The 18994-nt window shown below is 57.8% G+C and carries 16 protein-coding genes; 8 read left to right on the top strand and 8 right to left on the bottom strand.

The window, feature by feature from the left end; all coding sequences use genetic code 11:
• Window positions 1–29: 29 nt before the first annotated feature.
• The 5 genes from E8K79_RS02315 (at window position 30) to E8K79_RS02295 (ending at window position 5243) form a co-directional block, all read left to right on the top strand.
• Entirely contained in the window at window positions 30–1256 is a 1227-nt protein-coding gene (locus tag E8K79_RS02315; protein ID WP_136513310.1) for a two-component system sensor histidine kinase NtrB, read from the top strand.
• A 9-nt stretch (window positions 1257–1265) separates the two neighbouring features.
• Window positions 1266–2615, top strand: a complete 1350-nt coding sequence (locus tag E8K79_RS02310) for a sigma-54-dependent transcriptional regulator (protein WP_136513309.1) — start codon at window positions 1266–1268, stop codon at window positions 2613–2615.
• Window positions 2616–2940: 325 nt separating this feature from the next.
• On the top strand, window positions 2941–3486 hold the full coding sequence (locus E8K79_RS02305) for a DNA-binding protein (protein ID WP_135869958.1): 546 nt from the start codon (window positions 2941–2943) through the stop codon (window positions 3484–3486).
• Window positions 3487–3507: 21 nt separating this feature from the next.
• Window positions 3508–4392, top strand: a complete 885-nt coding sequence (locus E8K79_RS02300; RefSeq protein WP_136513308.1) for a transporter — start codon at window positions 3508–3510, stop codon at window positions 4390–4392.
• A gap of 38 nt (window positions 4393–4430) precedes the next feature.
• Complete coding sequence (locus E8K79_RS02295) at window positions 4431–5243, top strand: hypothetical protein (RefSeq protein WP_136513307.1); 813 nt, start codon at window positions 4431–4433, stop codon at window positions 5241–5243.
• Window positions 5244–5289: 46 nt separating this feature from the next.
• On the opposite strand, the gene E8K79_RS02290 is transcribed toward E8K79_RS02295, so the two are convergent.
• A complete protein-coding gene (locus E8K79_RS02290; protein WP_136513306.1) occupies window positions 5290–7551 on the bottom strand; it encodes an ATP-binding protein in 2262 nt (753 codons plus the stop codon).
• A gap of 14 nt (window positions 7552–7565) precedes the next feature.
• Window positions 7566–8414 (bottom strand): phosphate/phosphite/phosphonate ABC transporter substrate-binding protein, encoded by an 849-nt coding sequence (locus E8K79_RS02285; protein WP_136513305.1) that lies wholly within the window; start codon window positions 8412–8414, stop codon window positions 7566–7568.
• Window positions 8415–8579: 165 nt separating this feature from the next.
• On the opposite strand from E8K79_RS02285, the gene E8K79_RS02280 reads away from it, so the two are divergent.
• The gene (locus E8K79_RS02280) at window positions 8580–8885 is read left to right on the top strand and encodes a hypothetical protein (protein WP_136513303.1); all 306 of its coding nucleotides are present in this window, start codon (window positions 8580–8582) and stop codon (window positions 8883–8885) included.
• Between the two features lie 527 nt (window positions 8886–9412).
• Here the strand turns inward: E8K79_RS02280 and E8K79_RS02275 are convergent.
• Together E8K79_RS02275 and E8K79_RS02270 are read right to left on the bottom strand one after the other, a co-directional pair.
• Window positions 9413–10132: a creatininase family protein gene (locus tag E8K79_RS02275; protein WP_136513301.1), complete on the bottom strand. Its 720-nt coding sequence runs from the start codon at window positions 10130–10132 to the stop codon at window positions 9413–9415.
• 72 nt (window positions 10133–10204) lie between these two features.
• Entirely contained in the window at window positions 10205–13975 is a 3771-nt protein-coding gene (locus tag E8K79_RS02270) for a PAS domain S-box protein (protein WP_246043743.1), read from the bottom strand.
• A gap of 277 nt (window positions 13976–14252) precedes the next feature.
• On the opposite strand from E8K79_RS02270, the gene E8K79_RS02265 reads away from it, so the two are divergent.
• Complete coding sequence (locus E8K79_RS02265; protein ID WP_136513298.1) at window positions 14253–15077, top strand: CvfB family protein; 825 nt, start codon at window positions 14253–14255, stop codon at window positions 15075–15077.
• A gap of 87 nt (window positions 15078–15164) precedes the next feature.
• On the opposite strand, the gene E8K79_RS02260 is transcribed toward E8K79_RS02265, so the two are convergent.
• Window positions 15165–15839 (bottom strand): Bax inhibitor-1/YccA family protein, encoded by a 675-nt coding sequence (locus E8K79_RS02260; RefSeq protein WP_136513297.1) that lies wholly within the window; start codon window positions 15837–15839, stop codon window positions 15165–15167.
• 223 nt (window positions 15840–16062) lie between these two features.
• Here E8K79_RS02260 and E8K79_RS02255 point away from each other — a divergent pair, with 223 nt between their 5' ends.
• Window positions 16063–16386, top strand: coding sequence for a hypothetical protein (locus E8K79_RS02255; protein ID WP_136513296.1), 324 nt, complete (start codon window positions 16063–16065; stop codon window positions 16384–16386).
• Between the two features lie 75 nt (window positions 16387–16461).
• Here the strand turns inward: E8K79_RS02255 and E8K79_RS02250 are convergent, their stop codons facing one another.
• From E8K79_RS02250 to E8K79_RS02240, 3 genes are all read right to left on the bottom strand, one after another.
• Window positions 16462–17526: an NADH:flavin oxidoreductase/NADH oxidase gene (locus E8K79_RS02250; RefSeq protein WP_136513294.1), complete on the bottom strand. Its 1065-nt coding sequence runs from the start codon at window positions 17524–17526 to the stop codon at window positions 16462–16464.
• Window positions 17527–17647: 121 nt separating this feature from the next.
• Window positions 17648–18460, bottom strand: coding sequence for a bifunctional DNA-formamidopyrimidine glycosylase/DNA-(apurinic or apyrimidinic site) lyase (gene mutM, locus E8K79_RS02245; RefSeq protein ID WP_136513293.1), 813 nt, complete (start codon window positions 18458–18460; stop codon window positions 17648–17650).
• A 12-nt stretch (window positions 18461–18472) separates the two neighbouring features.
• Window positions 18473–18604, bottom strand: coding sequence for a hypothetical protein (locus E8K79_RS02240; protein WP_342782459.1), 132 nt, complete (start codon window positions 18602–18604; stop codon window positions 18473–18475).
• Window positions 18605–18994: the final 390 nt, after the last annotated feature.

Raw genomic sequence — 18994 nt, 5'->3', positions numbered from 1 at the left:
ACCGATCCGAAAGATGACGGTTAAAGCTCATGTTTAAGAAGGCAGCGGTTCTGCTGGTCATCCTCGTCACCTTCCCCATGCTCTGGTTCTCGATTTACGATTACCGGCAGGCCGGCCCCATCGCACAGGAGAACCTGCGCGGTCTTGCCCTTTCCCTCACCACGGCCGTAGAAAATTTGGCTGCGAACGATCCTTCTTTCAAGGCCCTGCACGCTTTCCACCCGGTCGATGTCGCCTACTTCGCGCTCATCGACCGTAGTGGTGTCTACCGTTTTCATTCCAACAAAGATCTTATCGGCATCGCATCCGATCCTAAATCAGCAGGGAGAACTCAGCTGCTATCCCGGTCCGAAACTAGGGTGCTCCTTGGCACCGGTGAACGCGCCTACCAGTTCACCTCGCCGGTCACCGTGCAGGGGGAGCCTCTTGCCTTGGTGCTCACGCTGCACACTTACCGGGCCGACGCGGTGATCCGCAGAGCCCGCCTCAATGCGACTATCGTCTTTGGTCTTGTCCTGGCCGGATGGCTGCTCTGCGCGGTTCTGATACGTTATGCGCGGCGGGAGGAAAGCCACAAGCAGGAACTGGCTCGCCGAGAGGCTCTGGCAAAACTTGGTGAAATGGGCGCGCTGCTTGCCCACGAGATCCGCAACCCGCTGGCCGGCATCAAGGGATTCGCCCAGATTATCGCAGCGAAGCCGCAGGAGGCGCGCAACGGTCCTTTTGCCCAGAGCATCGTTACCGAAGCTGTCCGCCTCGAGGCCCTGGTCAACGATCTGCTTACCTATGCGTCGAACGAGCCGTCAGCAAGTGGGGATTTCCAGCTCTGCAACCTGCTCGATCATGTTCTTTCCCTGCTGGAGCCCGAGGCCCGCGCCCAAGGGGTCGGGATAACAAGGGAATGTAGCGGCGGCGTGTCGGCCCGTGCGAACAGGGACCGCGTGGAACAGGCGCTTTTGAACCTCGGGCGGAACGCGCTCCAGGCCATGCCGGACGGCGGGATGTTGCGGTTCACCGCAGAGGGGCAAGGAAGGGAGACGGTCATCACCGTTGAGGATAACGGTCACGGCATCGCCGATGAGCACCGCCCGCACGTCTTCGAGCCATTTTTCACCACCAAGTCGCGCGGCACCGGCTTGGGTCTCGCGCTGTGCAAGAAGATCGTAGAAGGAAACGGCGGCAGCATCACGCTGCATAGCAGGGAAGGGGAGGGGACCAGGGTGATCCTCAGCCTTCCCGCAGCTACGCATAAATAAGGAGCAAAGATGAATGGCACCGTGTTGGTAATCGAGGACGACGACACCTTTCGCAGTTTCCTGCAGACCATCCTGCAGGACGCAGGGTACGAGGTCAAATGCGCGGCGGACGGCGTGAAAGCCTTGCGCGAATTGCGCCGGCGCAGCTTCGACGTCGTGGTTTCCGACCTGAAGCTGCCGGGAAAGAGCGGCCTCGAGATCTTCCGCGAGACCCGCGCAGACGTGGCCGCCCCGCCATTCATCTTTTTAACCGCCTTTGGTGCCGTCGAGGAGGCGGTGTCTGCCATCAAGGAAGGAGCTGTGGATTTTCTAACCAAGCCGCTGCACGACCCGCAGGCGCTCCTGGCCCTCGTTCAGCGCACTGTAGAGGCTGAAGGAAGGGCGCGCGAGTACCTTTCCCTTAAGGAGGCTGTGGCTGCAGGACTCCCGCCCGAAGAGCTTCTTTTCGCCGGGGACGCGATGCGCGTGGTGCGACAGCTTGTGTACGACGTCTCCGGCACCATGGCGAACGTCCTCATCATGGGGGAAAGCGGCACCGGCAAGGAACTCATCGCACGCACCGTGCATCTCTTGAGCCCGCGCAAAAACGCCGCCTTTGTCGCCATCAACTGCGCCGCAATCCCCGAGAACCTTTTGGAGAGCGAACTCTTCGGCCACGAAAAAGGTGCCTTCACGGGTGCAGTGCAGGCCAGACAAGGGAAGTTCGAGCTTGCCAAAGGAGGGACCATCTTCCTGGACGAGATCGGCGAGATGCCGCTTCCCCTGCAGGCCAAATTACTGCGCGTGATCCAGGAGCGCGCTTTTGAAAGGGTAGGGGGGACGCGGGAAGTCAAGGCGGACGTCAGGATCATCGCCGCCACCAACCGTAACCTGCGCGAAGAGGTGGCTGAGAAGCGCTTCCGCGAGGACCTTTACTACCGGCTCAACGTCTTTCCGTTGCCGCTCCCCCCCCTGCGCGACAGGGAGGACGCCATCCCCATCCTGGTCGAATATTTCATGCAGCGCTTTTGTCAGCAGATGGGGAAATCCCTCAAGGGGATCGATTACGACGCGATAGCGACGCTGCGCCGCTATCACTGGCCCGGGAACATCCGGGAACTGCAAAACGTCATGGAGCGTGCGGTGATCCTGTCCCGGGACCTGGTGAGACAGGAGGCGCTTCCGGAAGAAATCGTATGCCAGTCGGAGGGGCGTTGCCTCTGCAGCCGGGACCGGCTGAAAGGGACAGAACGAGAGATGATCACCCAGGCGCTTACCAAGCATGGTGGCAACAGGCGCTTAGCTGCCGAGGAACTCGGCATGTCGCGTCGTTCGCTGCAGTACAAGTTGAAGGAACACGGCCTGCTTGACGAGAGTTAGGTGGTGCAAACGCCCCGCCGAGATGTGCAGTTTTTTGCACCGAATGGCACCTCCATCGAAAATACTCTTTCATTGAAAGTGCACTATTTCAGGCTCTTACCCAATCGTCTTCCGATGGCACAGACCGTGCTCTTCTCCTGATTGTGGCGCACCACAAGAGAGGAGTTCGCGGATCTGCAGTTCGCGCTCCAACGCAACGGACTGAGAGGGGAGAACAATGAGAGTTTTAGCAGTTGCATTGGTAGTTATGTTGGCCGCAGTTCTGCTGAACGGATGCTGCATGTTGCATCCGATGTGGTGACCAATAACAAGGTGGTGAAATGTTATGTCGTACAGGAGGTTTACCTTAACGCTGATCTTGTCGATCTTTCTCAGCGGTCTCGCGGGAAACGCTTCCGCTGGATTTCTCGGTTTCGGTTCCGAGGAGAAAGGGAAAACCGGGTTGGACTTCAACCGGGGCTACGACCTCAACACCGTGGGGATCGTAAATGGACATGTCATGTCGCTGCCGCACGCGGTTGAAAACGAGCAGTACGCCTTTGAGATCCAAACCGGCGCCGGCCCCGTTAACGTGACCGTCGGGCCAGGCTCTTACTGGCAAAAATCCGGGATCGCCCTCCGGATCAATGACGAAATCAGCGCCAAAGGCGCGAAAGCACAGGGGCAGGATGGGAAGCAATATCTGCTTACCCAGAAGCTGGTGAATCGTACCACGGGCACCACTGCGGAACTGCGCAGCGAAAATGGCGCGCCGGTGTGGTCCGGTAAAAATTCAGGATCTTCAGGATTCCGGTCTCAGGACGGACGCTTCGGTGGCGGGTTTATGCGAGGCGGCGGCATGATGGGCGGTGGCGGTATGATGCGGCGCTAGCGCGGGCGCTATGGAGTGATAATGACAAACAAATTGCACCGTTGCAAGGTCTGGTTCGGCTTGCTGCTGGCAGCTGCTTTCGCACCCCCTGTACCGGCCATGGGGGCGGGTCCTGCCGTTTCAGCCTCGCTTGGCTTTGAGTTTGCCTCAGGCGACTACGGAACAGGGACCACGACGCGGTCGCTATATGTCCCCTTTACCCTGACCGTCGCGCCCACCGAACGACTCGGTTTTTCACTGGAAGTCCCATACGTCTACCAGAGCAACTCGTCGGTCAACACCGGCGTGCTCCTTGGCTCGAGTGGCCAGGTGGGCGGGATGCGGAAAGAGACTGCAGCCATGAGTGGATCAATGGGCGGTTCCTCAAGCGGTAGCGGAGGCGGTTCGATGTCATCGGCCACCCCTGATAACTATGGACGTTCCGCCAGCGGAGTAGGGGATGTGACTGCGAAGGCGGGGTACGTGCTGGTGGAGGAAGGAGAGCTCATGCCGCGGATCAGGCCTTACCTTTCGGTAAAGTTCCCTACCGGAGACAAAGGCAGCGCCCTGGGTACCGGCTCCTTCGATGAAGGGGCCGCCGTCGAGTTTTTCAAGCAGCTAGGCAACTGGTACTCCTTCGCCGAACTTGGCTACACCTTCCAGGGGCATTCGTCGGTCCTGCCTCTCAAGGATTACGCGAGCTTCAACGCCGGAACCGGTTATGCCGTAACCGAAAAACTGCTCCCGATGCTCATCGTTAAAACGTCTTCAGCGCCCATCTCGGGGGGGAGTGACCTGCTGGAGACACGACTAAAGCTTAAGTACCTGGCCACTAAGAACACCGGCATCGAAGCCTACGCCGGCAAAGGGTGGACCCGCAGCAGCCCCGATTTCACAAGCGGGGTCTCCATCACTTACGATTTTTAAAATTTCGCAGTTATAAGAACAGTTACAGGAGGAATGATATGAAAAAGCGGTTCATTGGGGTCGCGGCAGTCGTCGCGGCAGGGATGTTGGCGGGTTGTGGCGGCGGTGGTTCATCCACGACGGATACGGCTAAGGTCGCAGGGAAGGTGGCTGACGGCTATCTGCAGTACGCCACCGTGTTCATGGACAAAAACGGCAACTACCTCCTCGATGCAGGCGAGCCTTCCGCCCAGACCGACGAAAACGGCGCCTACACGCTCACCGTCGATCCTGCCGACGTCGGGAAATACCCCATCGTCGCCATGGCGGTGCAGGGCGTAACCATCGACAAGGATACCGGCTCAACCGTGGCAAAGAGCTACCTGATGAGCATGCCGAAGGAAAGCGTCTCCGGCACGGTGAGCAGTAACTTCATCAGCCCGCTCACCACCCAGGTACGCGAGATGCTGGAGACCGGCAACTACACCATGGACCAGGCCATGACCCAGTTAAGGGACAGGCTCCACCTTGATTCAGGTTCCAGCGTGATGGGCGATTACATCCAGGGGCAGAACCAGACCATGCACAGCACGGCGCAAAACATGGCGACCATCATGGGTGGGCAGATGAACCAGGTGTTCACGACTTCCGGCATGACGACTACGGTGAACGTGAACCGTTACCGCGGCATGATGGGGGCAATGTTCAGCAACATGTCCTCGGTGCGCGCCGCCAACACCAATACCGACATGACTCAGCTGATGAATCAGATGACTTCGACGCTTGATACAATTAGCATCGCTCAGCCCTTCCACAACATGTCTTCGTACTACCGCCAGGGCATGATGTCGGGCGGCGGCATGGGGATGTAACCCCGGACCAGGCGCCCGGATCACACCCGCCGGGCGCCTCTGTCTTTCAACTCGATAGGGCCTCGCGAACTTTCAAGGCGAGAGACTCCACACTGAAAGGCTTCTGCAGAAAGCACATCTCCGCTCCTATCTTTCCCCTCTCGGCGATGACGTCTGCGGTGTATCCCGACATGAACAGGCACTTCATGTCCGGGCGGCTTTCCAACAGCCGTTCCGACAGGTCTCTGCCGTTCATGCCCGGCATGATGATGTCGGTCAACAGCAGATCTATGTTCGCTTTGCTGTTCTCGGCTATGTCGATCGCCTCCTCCGGTGAGGCTGCCGGATAGACTCGATATCCAAGCTGCTTCAAGATGGTGGCGCCGATTTCCATGATGGCAGGCTCGTCCTCGACCAGCAGCACCGATTCCGTCCCTCCGGCCGGACGTTTCTTCTCCTGCGCCACTTCTAGGGAACTCGCGGAAACGGCCGGAAAATACAGGGTGAAGACGGATCCCTTGCCGACCGAGCTGGTGACCTCTATGTGTCCTCCGTTTTGCTTCACTATGCCGAAGACGGTTGCAAGCCCCAGTCCGGTTCCGCGCCCGAGCTGTTTGGTTGTGTAAAAGGGCTCGAATATCCTCTCCATAACCTCTGCGCTCATGCCGCAGCCGCTGTCCGCCACCACCAACCTTACGTATCTGCCGGGCGCAAGGTCTCCGACACGTGCCCGTTCCGCAGTGCCGACCGTGACGTTATCCGTGAAAATCTGGATCTTGCCGATGCCGGCGATGGCATCGCGGGCGTTGACACACAGGTTCGCCATAACCTGGTCCAGCTGGCTTGGATCGAGTCGCACATGACTTAGCTCGAAGCCTGGGGACCAGGAGAGATCTATATCCTCTCCGATGAGGCGGTGCAGCATCTTGAGCATCCTGGCGATGGTCTCGTTCAGATCGAGCACCTTGGGCTCGGCGTGCTGCTGACGGGAAAAGGCGAGCAGTTGCCTGGTTATCTCGGCGGAGCGGCTGGCCGCGTCCAGAATCTCCCGAAGTCTGTCCTGCATCTGCCCGGAAAGGTCGGTTGCCAACAGGGCAAGTTCCGCATGGCCGATGATAACCCCAAGCATGTTGTTGAAATCATGGGCTACGCCCCCAGCTAGTTGCCCGATGGCCTCCATCTTCTGTGATTGCGCAAGCTGGTGTGCGAGCACGCGGCGCTCTTCTTCCATCTCGGCCTTCTCTGTAACGTCCCTGATCACGAGAACCATGCCACCGAGCTGATCGGCCGCGTCGACGATCGGAGCGCCGTTGATGGTCACCGTACGGTCGGTACCGCTTTTCGAACACAACCGACGCGTGCCCGGCAGTTCCAAGGTGCGGCGTGCCTCAAGCACGGAGAGCAGCACACGTAGCGCCTCTGCGTCATCGGTGCCCCCCTCGATCCGTAGCACACGGTCCAGGTGCTCCCCTTGAACCTCATCCTGCTTCCATCCGGTAAGCGTCTCGGCAACGTGGTTCAAAAAGACGATCCTGCATTCGGTATCGGTAGCGATCACACCGTCGCCGATGGACTGCAAGGTGACTGCGAGACGTTCCTGCTCTGCCACAAGACGTTTTTCCGCCTCGTGCAAGCGCGCGGACGAGTGGTTGAGCGCATCGGCAAGGGCGTCGATCTCCAAGACCCCGCGTTGGACCGGCACCTGCGCCCCTTTGCGATCCTGCAACTCCCCGGCGAAGCGGCTCAGTTCGCGGATCGCCCGCAGCGGCGGACGCACCACCAGGATCATCAAAAAGGTGCCCACCAGGAGCCAGAGCGCCCCTATCTGGAGAGAACTGCGCCATGCGGCGCGTTGCAAATCGTGCGCGGTTTCCAGCGTGAGTGCCATCCGTACCCAACCGAGCTGGTTTCCGGCCAAGATCGGCGCCCAACTGACCAACTGGTCCCCTTCGCGACCAAGACTCGGCTCGCGTCCGCGCGGCACCGGAAAATGCCTGACATCGTAGGTCAGGTGCGGCGCCTCTCCACGCGAGGGTCGTTGAACGTTGCACAGCACGTTGCCGTCCGGCTCGACGATCAGGACACTCAGCACCTCGGGGATGTGAGCCGCATTCATCATCTGGCTTTCGAGCCCGGCATAATCCTGAACAACGAGAAAATTCGCGGCGTTATCTGCGTAGCTATGAGACAACACTCTAAGGTTGTTCGACAGAGACTGCACGTAGACTGACTGCTGCCTGCTGCCTATGCGCCAGCCGTAGACGGCAATCATCGCCGCGAGGATCATGGCGAGGGAGATGATAATTTTTACGTCGAGACGTTTGAACATTTAGTGAATCCCGGTTACTTCGGCTGCTGCTTGTCCAATCGCTCGAAGTCCACTTTGGCGAAGAAGGAGTAATCACGATTATAGTCGGCACGGATCGGCTTAGACAGTTTCACCGTGTCCAGAATCTTTCTTCCCTGGTCAGACTCGTCCAGTCGAAGCAGGGCCGCTGTCACTACTTCCTGTACCTGCTTCGGTACGCGCGGATGAGCGGCGAAAGGGTGGGGTGCCATTCTTTCCGTTTCCAGGATGACACGGAACTCCTTTCGCATCTCGGGCAGGTCGTTCATCATGCTTGTGTCGAGCGTAGCTCCCGCGTCGGCCTTTCCAACCAGTACGCTCTTGGCTACATTGATGGTCGAGCCGCTGAACGAGACGTTGTAGTCGATCGCGCCCTGACCGGTCAGCATGGAATGGCGCGTGATGACGCTGCAGACGTTTTTCGGTCCGACAAAGGCGATGGTCTTTCCCTTTAATTCATTCACCTTGGTATATGGCGAGTCTTTGCGCACGAAAACCTGTCCCCGGATCATGTGGGAGCTGCGGACAAGCGGTATGTATTTCTGCCTCTGGTAAGCGAGGAAATACATGTTGGGAGGTGCGTAGAGAAAGTCAGTCTGCCCGGCCTGCGCGTCGGCCAGGAAAGTATTGATCTTGTCATAAAGTTTGAGCTCGATCCTGACACCGGTTTCTTTTGATAGATGCTCCACCAGCGGTCTCCAGTTCTTGTGTAATGTGACCGCGGGGAGGTTAGGTACAACGGCCAGGGTGTAGACCTTTTCGGCCGCCGGAGAGGAGCAGGGGAGGGCAATCAGCAGAAGTAGTAACAACGTAAGACGATAAAAGCCATTCCTGAGGTGAAACATCATCTCCCTCCTCGTATAAGCTCAGCTCCCTAGGTCATAAAAACCTTTGACCAAGATATTAATACCATGATTTTGAGAAATGTCAGTCATTGCGGCTTGATTTATAATACAAGTCTAATATGATCACTCTCTATGACTGAAATTACACTCTGGAAAGGGAGAGCTATGAAGAAAACGACTCTTGTAATATTTGCGGTGTTGAGCCTTCAGTGTGTTGCGAGGGGGGCCGGGGCAGATACAGTCGAGATCACCTACAGCTCGGGGAAGGTGCAGACCATCGATCTGGAAGGTAAGGCCAAGGAAGTTCACGACATCAGACTAAAAGAAGTGACAACTGTACCGTTGCCGGAAAAAATCAGGGATCTCTTCAAAGGAGAAAAGCCCGGACAGCAGCCATCAGGGAATGAGCAGCCGCCGGCCGCTAAAAAAACAGGTCCCACCTTTAAATGGGCGCCTCCCGTTTCTGAGTAAGAGAAGAGTCTGCCATTGCGGGATCAACGCGGTTGGAAAGAAGGAGAGAGCAACGTCCAGCGTTGGCTGTCTCCTGCCTGCTGATGATGACTTAATGCCGCCCCGCCTCCCCTTTGCATTACGTCCCATAAGATATATTATGTAAAGTTGATACCCCCCCCATAGGGAAGTGCTGCGGTTCCAACCCACTTCGAGCACAATAAAAGGCCTATGGCTGATGATCTATTACTGAAGCTCCTTCCACGGGATTGTCGGAAATCCACATCAGACGGAGCATCAACTGCTATACATTTCTCGGCCCCTGCTTCAGATCTGACCGTCCCCTTCGTCTTGCTCAACGCGTCGGGATCGCATCGTGACGCCTCGCACATTCCGACCAAAACCAAGGCCTGACTTGTCAACACTGCTGATTTGCCCGCGAAATCTCCTGTCGGCCCCTTGAACACAAAATCCGGTGCAGGCCTACCCCTGCACCGGATCAAAAAGTCCCTTTAAACGGCAAATTTGGAGGCCGGTTTTCCGGCGCCTCACCAGCGCCTGCTTTCGAGTGCCCGTACCAGCTCCACGACCTTGTCAGCCACCAGTGATTCCAGCAACTTGCCTTTTTCCGCGGTGGCCTTGCCGGGATCCCCCCAGACACCGCCGGGCCAGAAGCTGCGCTTGTCGCGCACCAGGATGCCGGTCGGAAAACTCGGGTATTCGGCTGCGGCGGTACCCTTGACCAGGTGCGGATGCGAATGCATGATACGCGAGGTCTCGATCTCGCCTGCATGCGCGTCACCGCGCGTCTCGATCAGGTGCGCGCCTGTTTCCTTAGCCAGGTCGTACTCCGTGACTACGGCCATGTTTATCTCCGGCAACTCCTGAATCAGCTCTTCACCGGCGTCCTGCAGCGCCATGCGATGCGACCCTCCCGCATGCCCGGTCAAAACTACGAAATTCGCCAGTCCCTGTGCATGCAGCGAGCGTACGATGTCCTTGAGAAGCGCTTTCAAGGTTCCGGTGCTGATGGAAATTGTGCCGGGATGACGCGACGTGGACCGGCAGGAACCGTAATGAATCGGTGGCACGACAAAGAGCGGTATGCGCTCGGCTGCACGTTTGCCGACTTCGTATGCCTCGATGGTGTCCGTCGACAAAGGCAAATGACTCCCGTGTTCCTCAACAGAACCAAACGGTATGTATACGGTCTTGCAGGTGCGCAATCCCGCGGCGAATTCCTCCATGGTCATATCTTCAATAATCATTTTTCACCTAAATACTTGTTATTGTTACACTTAAGTGCCCTCCCCTCTTTGATAAATGAAGAGGGGAGCCGGCTATGCGTCGAGCATCTCCCGAACCTTTCTCGCAAGCTCTAGCGGTTTCGCAGGTTTTTTTATGATATCGATCCCTTCCATAAAAATTCCCTTGTCTTCGATGACGTCCGCCGTGTAGCCGCTCAGGAACAAAACCTTAAGATGCGGGGAGCGCTCCCGGAGTGCCTCGCAGAGCTGTTTTCCGTTCATCTTGGGCATGATCACGTCGAGCAGCGCCAGACTGATGTCATTTCCGTTCGACTCGAACAGCTCCAAGGCCTCCTCGCCGCTGCCGGCCAGCATGACCCGATAGCCGTAACGCTTCAAGACCGATTCCACGAGCCTCCCCACAGCCGGGTCGTCTTCGACCACCAAGATGGTTTCGTTCCCCCCTTCGGGAATGAACGCGTGGGTGGCTTCTTTCGACTTGATGGTCTTCTCTGCCAGCGGAAGGTAGATGCTGAACGTGGTACCGAAGCCTTTCTGGCTGCTTATGGTGATGTAGCCTCCGTGCTGCTTGATGATGCCGTAGACGATTGAGAGACCGAGGCCAGTGCCGCGTCCCGGGAGTTTGGTTGTGAAGAAGGGTTCGAAGATCTTCCGCTGTGTCTCGGCGTCCATCCCGGACCCCGTGTCGGCAACGGTAACAAGGGCGTAGCGCCCTGGAACGCCGTAGCCGTGCAGGCGGTGGAATTCGTTGTCGAGGGTGACCGCAGCCGTCTTGATGCTGAGCTCTCCGCCGCCGGGCATGGCGTCCCTTGCGTTGGTAGCGAGGTTCATCAGCACCTGTTCCAGCTGCCCGCTGTCGGCCATCACCGGCAGCGGTACTTCGCTGAAACAGGTCTTCAGAGCAACATCTTCACCGATGATGCGCATCAGGAATTTGGAATGCCGGCGCGCCAACTCGTTAAGCTCGACCTGCTGCATCACCATGACCTGTTTCCTGCTGAAAGCGAGCAGACTCTTCGTGAGGTGCGTGGCACGGTCTGCGGCATCGAGGATCTGCTCCATGTTTTCGAGCATGGGATCCCCCTCAGGAAGCGAGTGCTGGAGTAACTGGCCGAACCCCATGATTACCGTAAGGATGTTGTTAAAGTCGTGCGCAACGCCCCCTGCCAACTGGCCGACCGCCTCCATCTTCTGGGCCTGACGCAACTGTTCTTCGAGCTTTTTGCGCTCGCCTATGTTCTCCATAAAGGCCATGTAGTGGCTGATCGCACCGGAAGCGTTGCGGATGGGCGAGATGGTGGCATGCTCCCAGACCATGCTGCCGTCCTTGCGACGGTTATAGAGTTCGCCGGTCCAGACTCGTCCAGCCAAGATCGTCTCCCACATCCCCTGGTACAGTTCCGGAGCGGTCGTGCCACTCTTAAAGATGCGCGGATTCTGACCGGTCACCTCGTCTGCCGTATAGCCGCTGACCTGGGTGAATTTGGGGTTCACATACTCGATGTTACCGGACGCATCGGTGATCAGTATGGAGACCGGGCTCTGCATGACGGCCTGTGAGAGCTTGAGCAACTGTTCCTCCGATTGCCTCCGCTCCGTCACATCCTTGTAGATCACCACGGAACCGACCAGTTCACCCCCCTCACGAATGGGACTGCAGGTGTATTCCGCGTAGAAGCCGGAGCCGTCCTTTCGCCAGAACAGCTCGTCACTGCCTTGGTAGGAGCGCCCCTCGCAACAGGCGGCGGCCATGGCGCATTCCTCTTCCGGGTAGTGCGAGCCGTCCTCACGGGTGTGATGCATGAGGTCATGCTGTGATTTGCCCAAGAGCTCTTCCTGAGACCAACCGACCATCTGGGCTGCTGCGGGATTAGCAAAGGTGATCTTGCAGTCCCTGTCGACGCCGTTGATCCCCTCACCCGCCGCATCGAGGATGAGCTGAAATTGGCGCCTGGTCTTTTCATGCGCCTCCTGGGCCTTCTTGCGTGCAGTTATGTCTTCGACGGTCTGGATCGCACCGAGCACGGTACCGTTTCTGTCGCGAATCGGAGCGGCGGTTATGGTGAGGTAATGCAGCTCACCCTTCGGATCATGATAGGAAGTCTCTGCCTGAATCGCTCCGGCGATCAGTCCAGAGCTCATGTTGTTGCAGAAGTACCTCTCGATCCCTGCGATGTCGCCGTCAAGGACGAGATCGGCAAGTAAGGGTCTGCCGTCGTCGTAGAAGAGGCTTGATATATGTCGCTGTCCGAGAACATCAGCCGCCTTCACACCGGTAAGGGCTTCGAATGCGTAATTCCAGATTATGACGCGGTGCTTGCTATCCAGCACGAAGGTCGGCATTGCCGAATTGAGAACGAGATTCTCGGCGAATTCCTTTTGCGCCTGGAGCGCAGCCTCCGCGTGTTTTCGCTCGGTGATGTCGAGCATGACTCCGACAAGGCCGCCGCAGGAACCGTTGGAGGCGGCGAAGCTGGTCTTGAAGAACACGACCTCCCTAGGGGCATGGTTGCCGTCGTAAGCCCGGCATTCGTAGACCTGCACCCCACCTTTGGACAGAAGTTCTAAGTCAGCGCGCTGATGGGCGTCGGCGAGCATGGAAGTGGTCAGATCCAGCACGGTCTTGCCAAGCACGGCCTCCCTGGTCATACCGGTGAAATCAAGGAAGGCCTGGTTGCAACCGAGGTATCTGCCATCCGAACCCTTGTAGAAGACCGGAATCGGGGTCACCTCGATGAGCTTCTGTGAGAACTCCAACTGCCGCTGCAGCTCAGTCTTTTGTTGATCCAGCTCGTGAAGGAGCTGGTTGAAGGCATCACCCAGGACCCCGATTTCGTCACCCGTTTCGACGACGATGGGAGCGGCGTTCTCCCCCTTGCTCTGGGCGCGCTTCCTGATTTGCTCGGTGAACGAGACGAGCGGTGCAGCGAGGAATTTCATGCACAGCCAAACGACGAGCGTAGAGGCAAGCAGCACCACGACGAGCGCGCCGGCGATGTAGCTGCGGACCTTGCGGATCGGGGCGTACGCCTCCTGCTGTGGGAAATTGCTAGCGAGGATCCAGCCGGTGGTTTTGAGCCGCCTGAAGGAGCTGATCACATGGACGCCGCGCGAATTTATCGTCTCCCCGGTACCTTCGTACCCGGCGATCGCCTTGTCGTAGAGCGGGTTCACCCCGGCAGGGACGTCCTGCTTCAGGACACGGTTACGATCAGGGTGCGCGATCATGACCCGGTCCCTGTTGTACAGGTATATATAACCTTTCTCCCCGAGGACGATGCTGCCTAGCTTGGTGAGCACATTGGGCCGGGTTAGGTCAAGGCTGCCGGCGAGAACACCCGCCACGTCACCATGTTCATCCAAAAGGGGTGCGGTGAGCATGACGATGGGATGGTGGTGCGGTTGAGCCGAGATGAAGGGTTGGGAAATACGGGGTTGGCGCGTGGCCAGGGTTTCTTTCAGATAGTCACGGTAGAGGAAATTCTTCCCGATTATGCCGGGCTCGTAAGGGTTCCCTGAGATCAGCGTCCCCTGGGGGGAGAAAAGGAACAACCCGTTGTCGAACATCGCCAGGGTGTCGGGGCGTTCCCGGAAAAAACGGCTCAGGGCGGCGGGGTTATGCAGATCTTCCTTTTTGAGCGTGCTGGCCGTTGCGACAAGTTCGGTCTGCATGATGCGGAACCTATCGTCGATCTGATCGGCTATGGCGGAGACCATGTTGAACTGCTGGGTGAACAGCAGCGTCTTGAGCTGGTCGACAAAGTACAACTGGGCAGTGAGCGCAAGAACGGTAAGCAACCCTGCGAAAAGCAGGGAGATGGTAACCGTCATTTTGGTCTTCATGCTCAAGGACCGCAAGCTGCCTCCTTATGTGGCGACGTTATCGCACGGCGACTGCACGCGCGACTTGCAAACATAGTATGAAAGAAGAAGCAATGTCTATATAAAACATGGATGGTTAAGAGCGGAAAAGCCTGTGTGATTACGGTTTTCTCGCCCTCTCCTATCAAGCCTTGCCGAGAGGCCCTGAAGAAGTGAAAAAAGATCGTTAGGCCGAGGAAGCGATCTGTTATAGTATCGGTGCCTCGCCGGCAATGCATTAGGAAAAGGAGCGAAACAAATGCTGGAGATCGGCAAGTATAACCGTCTTGAAGTTAAGAAACTGAGCGCCATCGGCGCCTATTTGGACTCGGAGCTTGGGGAGATCCTGCTGCCGACCAAGTACATGCCCCCCGGGTTGCACCACGGCGAGCACCTGAAGGTGTTCGTCTATCTCGACTCGGAGGACCGCCTCATCGCAACCACCCTGGAGCCCAAGGCGCAGGTCGGCGAGTTCGCTCTCCTCGAGGTGAAGGACGTAAGCCGCGTGGGCGCCTTTCTAGAGTGGGGGCTCGAAAAGGACCTCTTGGTACCGTTCAGGGAACAGCCCCGCCCGATGCAGCAAGGGGAAAGGTACATGGTGCGGGTCTACCTCGACCCGTCCGGCCGCATTGCGGCATCGGCGCGGATCGCCAAGTTCCTCGAGAAGTCCCCAGCCGGGTTGAAAGAAGGGCAAGAGGTGCAGCTCACCTTGTACGAATTCGGTGACCTCGGCGCCAAGGTGATTATTGACGGGCGCTATGACGGCCTCTTATTCAGAAGTGAGCTGTTCGGCAATTATCAGGTGGGCGACACCCTTTCCGGCTATATAGGGAAGATCAGAAACGACGGCAAGATCGACGTGACCCTGCGCAAGGCTGGAAAACAGGACACGTCGGGCGGCCGGGAAACGCTGCTGCGGATTCTGAGTGAGCGCGGCGGTTTTTTGCCGGTCGGCGACAAGTCCCCTCCGGAACTAATCGCTGAGATGTTCAAGATGAGCAAGAAGAGCTTCAAGACCTTGATCGGAAACCTCTACAAAGAGGGGGTCATCGAGATAACGAAGGACGGGATCAGGCTGCGCTAGTCCATTTGCAGCGACGAAAAGAGCCCCGGGTGGTCGACACACCGGGGCTCTTTTCGTTTTTTCGCCGGGGTGGCTCACCCCGCCATGTTACCTGCGGTTACCGAAGAACCTAAGCAGGAGAAGGAACATATTGATGAAATCGAGGTAAAGGGTGAGTGCACCGAGAATGGCTCCCTTCCGTCCCGAGCCGCCCATCTGCTTGATCCTCTGGGTGTCATAGGCGGTGAGACCAGTGAAGACGATGACGCCGCAGATACTCATGACCCAGCTGACCATCGGGCTTTGCAGGAAGATGTTCACAATAGACGCGATCACTACACCGACGAGCCCCATGAACAGAAAGCTCCCCCAGGAAGAGAGGTCGCTTTTGGTGAGGTACCCGTAGAGGCTCATGGCGCCGAACATGCCGGCTGTCACAAGAAAAGTCGACGCGATAGAGGATTGGGTATAGGCGACGAAGATCGTCGACATGGTGATGCCGTTCAAGGCTGCATAAAGCAGGAAAAGGGCGCTCGCAGTGGCGCTGCTGATCCTGTTGATGGCACCGCTAATAGCAATAACGAGGCCCAGTTCGCCGAAAACGAGGGCGTAGAAGAGCAGCCGGTTGCCTAAAATGGCCTGTAAAAGGACCGGCGAAGATGCGGTAATCATGGCGACGAAGGCGGTAAGGAACAACCCTCCCCCCATCCAGCCGTAGACGCCACGCATCACAGTGCTGTTTGCGACGGTTATGGTTCTGTACTGCGTCTGGTATCTTTCCATTGATGCTCCTTGTGTGTCCGGCTCTTTTAGAACCGGAGGTCATGTTCGTAGTTTCAGCTCAGTCGTTATTTATACCATTACAGCTAAGACCAGGGCATCAAAATAAACATCACCACGAGAATTTTCAAGGGTGTGTGATACAATCCAGGCTTTCGTTTCCGCGAGCGTCGAAAGAAGACGCCGCTATTACGGCTTTTGCCGCATGTATAAAGGAGGATGTACCATGTTGAAAAAGTTGGCCATCATTGTCTGTCTCATATCGATGGTTCCGGCTGCAGCCGGCGCCCAGGATGTGGCCATTCTTGCCCAGGCACAGCCTGCGCAGGAGGCACCGGCCACCGTGAACCTCATGCCCCAGGAAAACCGTACCGGCGTGATCCTGGCTGCGAACGACATGCAGGGGACCCGGGAGGAGCACCCGAAAAAGACACACACCGGTCTTACCTTTAAGGAATTCTGCGACGTCCACTTCGGCGAGTACCGCTGGGTGTACTGGGTCGGTGCCGTCGCGGCGATCGTGGCCATCCATGTGGTGGCTGCAGACTAGCGACAAAAAATGGCGGCAGGAAAGACTTCCTGCCGCCCCTACCCTAAGCACCCTACCCTTTACCACCTCTAAATCCTATTTAGCCCGTTCATACTGCAAGGGCCACGGCAGATCCACCCCGAGCGCCTTGGCGGCATGCAGCGGCCAGTACGGGTCCCTCAGCATGGCGCGCGCAAGCAGCACGGCGTCGGCCAGCCCGGTGGCAACGATCTGTTCGGCTTGCGCCGGGTCGGTGACGACCCCCACGGCCCCGGTGGCGATCCCCACCTCCTTCTTTATCTCGGCGGCAAACGGCACCTGGAAGCCTGGTCCAAACGGCGGCATGGCCTCCGGGACGAGACCTCCCGAAGAACAGTCGATAAAATCGATCCCCATGTCCTTGAGCGCACGGACGAGGTGGAGCGTCTGCTCCAGGTCCCAGCCCCCCTCCATCCAATCCGAAGCGGACACCCGGACAAACACGGGGAGATGCTCGGGCCAGATGTCGCGCACAGCCTTCGCCACCCTGAGAGGGAAACGGCAACGGTTCTCGAGCGACCCTCCGAATTCGTCGCTGCGCCGATTCGATAGAGGCGAGAGAAACTCATGCAGCAGATAACCGTGCGCCATGTGGATCTCCACCACCTCGAAACCGGCGTCGATGCTGCGGCGGGCAGCTGCGGCAAACTGGCCAAGGAGAGTCTCCAGGTCCTGAACGGTGGTTTCCCTGGGAAGTACCGGTTCCTCTTTTGAGAAGGGGACCGCACTCGGGGCGATGGTCTGCCAGCCTCGGTTTCGGGCGTCGACGGGCCGTCCCCCTTTCCACGGGAGGTCGGTGGAGGCTTTGCGCCCGGCATGGGCCAACTGGATACCGGGCACGGAGCCATGCTCCTTGATGAATCGGGTTATCGGCGCGAAGGCAGCGGCGTGCTCGGCGCTCCAGATACCGCTGTCGTCGGGCGAGATCCTTCCCTGGGGCGTCACCGCGGTAGCCTCGACCATGACCAGTCCGGCTCCCCCAACGGCACGGCTTCCAAGATGCACCATGTGCCAGTCGGTAGGGAGCCCGTCCCTGCTCGAGTACATGCACATAGGAGAGACGAAGATGCGATTTTTGATTACCAGTTCGCGCAGGGTAAGCGGGGTGAAGAGACGGCTCATGTTGAGATGACCTCCGGGTGTGTTTGACATCTGCGGCAGTTTACCAGGCAGCGCATCAATTTCAATGAGAGAGGAAGGGAGCATGCTCTAAAGTGCACGGCATGCCTTATAGGCTCTGTGTTCAACTCTGGCAGTGAGTGCAGAAAAAGGTGGAGCGGTTGCCGAGCCTGCCTCGTTGAATGGGCGCCCTGCATTTCCGGCACAGTTTCCCCTCACGGCCATAAACGTAAAGCTCTTGCGGAAAGTAGGCGAGCTTCTCTTCGGCGCGGGTGAAGTCCATGCTGGAGCTACCGATGGCGATGGATACGGTTAGCGTCTCCTTTACGGCGTCGACGAGGGCCTTGCATTGGGCCTCAGTGAGGCTCCCTGCGAGGGTGTCGGGGAGCATGCGGCAGCGGAAAAGGCTTTCCGCCGCGTAGATGTTCCCGATCCCGGCGACAACGGCGCTGTCCATGATAAAGCGCTGGATGGCAACCTTCCTGTTACGGCTCAAACGGTACAGATACTCGGTGTTGAAGGCAGCCGTCAGCGGCTCCGGCCCGATCTTTCTCAGCAGCTGATGCTGCATGGGGTTCTCGCTGGTCCAGTGGATCGAGCCGAAGCGACGGTAGTCGTTCAGCCGCAAGACGAGTCCTGAGTCGAGTACAAGATCGAAGTGGTCATGTGGCCCGGGCGCCGTCGCGGCAGACACAAGCCTCAGGTGCCCGGTCATCCCGAGGTGGAGCAGCAAAGACCCGTTGGGACACTCGAGGATGAGGTATTTCCCACGACGCTGCACCGACGCTATGGTACGGCCGCACAGCAGTTGTGGCAGTCCAGCCGGGACCATGGCGCGCAGCTTTGAGCTGTGCACGGAAACCGCACTGATGCGGGCACCGGTAAGCGCACGGGTGATACCGAGGCGGGTGACTTCGACTTCCGGCAATTCAGGCATCGAGGTTCCTTTTTACTTCTCGAGCGGCATCGGGTTACAGACGTTCTCCGGGGAGTTCGCCTCAACCCCGCAGGTAAAGCAGACCACGGTGGGGCTTGTCGTTATGTGGTCGATCTCTTCAAAGCGCCCCATGCTCTTAAGCATGCAAATATGTCCTTTGTGTTCAGCTCCACATTGGCAGATTTTAGTTTCCATAACGTCTCCTCGCCTCAAAATGGCCGATTGCGGCTCTCAGAAAGTACTGCAAAGGGGCATTTGCAGTCAATAGGTTCCGTGTTTTCTGGCACAAGGTCTGCGGTGCCATGTCCTCTTGCAGACTATCTCGAATAATTTTTCACAATTTGCAGTTGCCACAGAGAGAAAATATGGTTATATTAGAAAGCATTGTTAATACTAATCTTAACAGCCGGCCTGCCGCCTTCACAATGCCAGACACTGCCGGCGCTAACAGTAAAAAGATGACGGCTGTGCATGCTTCCGGCTACCTTCCGGGAAAGCGGCTCGACGTTATGAGTATTATCATGATTGCCCAAA

The organism is Geomonas edaphica (assembly GCF_004917075.1).
Classification (GTDB): domain Bacteria; phylum Desulfobacterota; class Desulfuromonadia; order Geobacterales; family Geobacteraceae; genus Geomonas; species Geomonas edaphica.
Note: the sequence above shows the minus strand (reverse complement) of the source record. Positions and strands in the feature narration are given on the sequence as shown.

What these genes read in the sequence shown, in the direction of transcription:
- E8K79_RS02260 (WP_136513297.1), bottom strand. Translation starts at nt 15,839, where the DNA reads ATGGAAAGATACCAGACGCAGTACAGAACCATAACCGTCGCAAACAGC.
- E8K79_RS02290 (WP_136513306.1), bottom strand. Translation starts at nt 7,551, where the DNA reads ATGTTCAAACGTCTCGACGTAAAAATTATCATCTCCCTCGCCATGATC.
- E8K79_RS02280 (WP_136513303.1), top strand. Translation starts at nt 8,580, where the DNA reads ATGAAGAAAACGACTCTTGTAATATTTGCGGTGTTGAGCCTTCAGTGT.
- E8K79_RS02250 (WP_136513294.1), bottom strand. Translation starts at nt 17,526, where the DNA reads ATGAGCCGTCTCTTCACCCCGCTTACCCTGCGCGAACTGGTAATCAAA.
- E8K79_RS02265 (WP_136513298.1), top strand. Translation starts at nt 14,253, where the DNA reads ATGCTGGAGATCGGCAAGTATAACCGTCTTGAAGTTAAGAAACTGAGC.
- E8K79_RS02295 (WP_136513307.1), top strand. Translation starts at nt 4,431, where the DNA reads ATGAAAAAGCGGTTCATTGGGGTCGCGGCAGTCGTCGCGGCAGGGATG.
- E8K79_RS02255 (WP_136513296.1), top strand. Translation starts at nt 16,063, where the DNA reads ATGTTGAAAAAGTTGGCCATCATTGTCTGTCTCATATCGATGGTTCCG.
- E8K79_RS02270 (WP_246043743.1), bottom strand. Translation starts at nt 13,975, where the DNA reads ATGAAGACCAAAATGACGGTTACCATCTCCCTGCTTTTCGCAGGGTTG.
- E8K79_RS02300 (WP_136513308.1), top strand. Translation starts at nt 3,508, where the DNA reads ATGACAAACAAATTGCACCGTTGCAAGGTCTGGTTCGGCTTGCTGCTG.
- E8K79_RS02240 (WP_342782459.1), bottom strand. Translation starts at nt 18,604, where the DNA reads ATGCTTAAGAGCATGGGGCGCTTTGAAGAGATCGACCACATAACGACA.
- E8K79_RS02315 (WP_136513310.1), top strand. Translation starts at nt 30, where the DNA reads ATGTTTAAGAAGGCAGCGGTTCTGCTGGTCATCCTCGTCACCTTCCCC.
- mutM (WP_136513293.1), bottom strand. Translation starts at nt 18,460, where the DNA reads ATGCCTGAATTGCCGGAAGTCGAAGTCACCCGCCTCGGTATCACCCGT.
- E8K79_RS02305 (WP_135869958.1), top strand. Translation starts at nt 2,941, where the DNA reads ATGTCGTACAGGAGGTTTACCTTAACGCTGATCTTGTCGATCTTTCTC.
- E8K79_RS02285 (WP_136513305.1), bottom strand. Translation starts at nt 8,414, where the DNA reads ATGTTTCACCTCAGGAATGGCTTTTATCGTCTTACGTTGTTACTACTT.
- E8K79_RS02275 (WP_136513301.1), bottom strand. Translation starts at nt 10,132, where the DNA reads ATGATTATTGAAGATATGACCATGGAGGAATTCGCCGCGGGATTGCGC.
- E8K79_RS02310 (WP_136513309.1), top strand. Translation starts at nt 1,266, where the DNA reads ATGAATGGCACCGTGTTGGTAATCGAGGACGACGACACCTTTCGCAGT.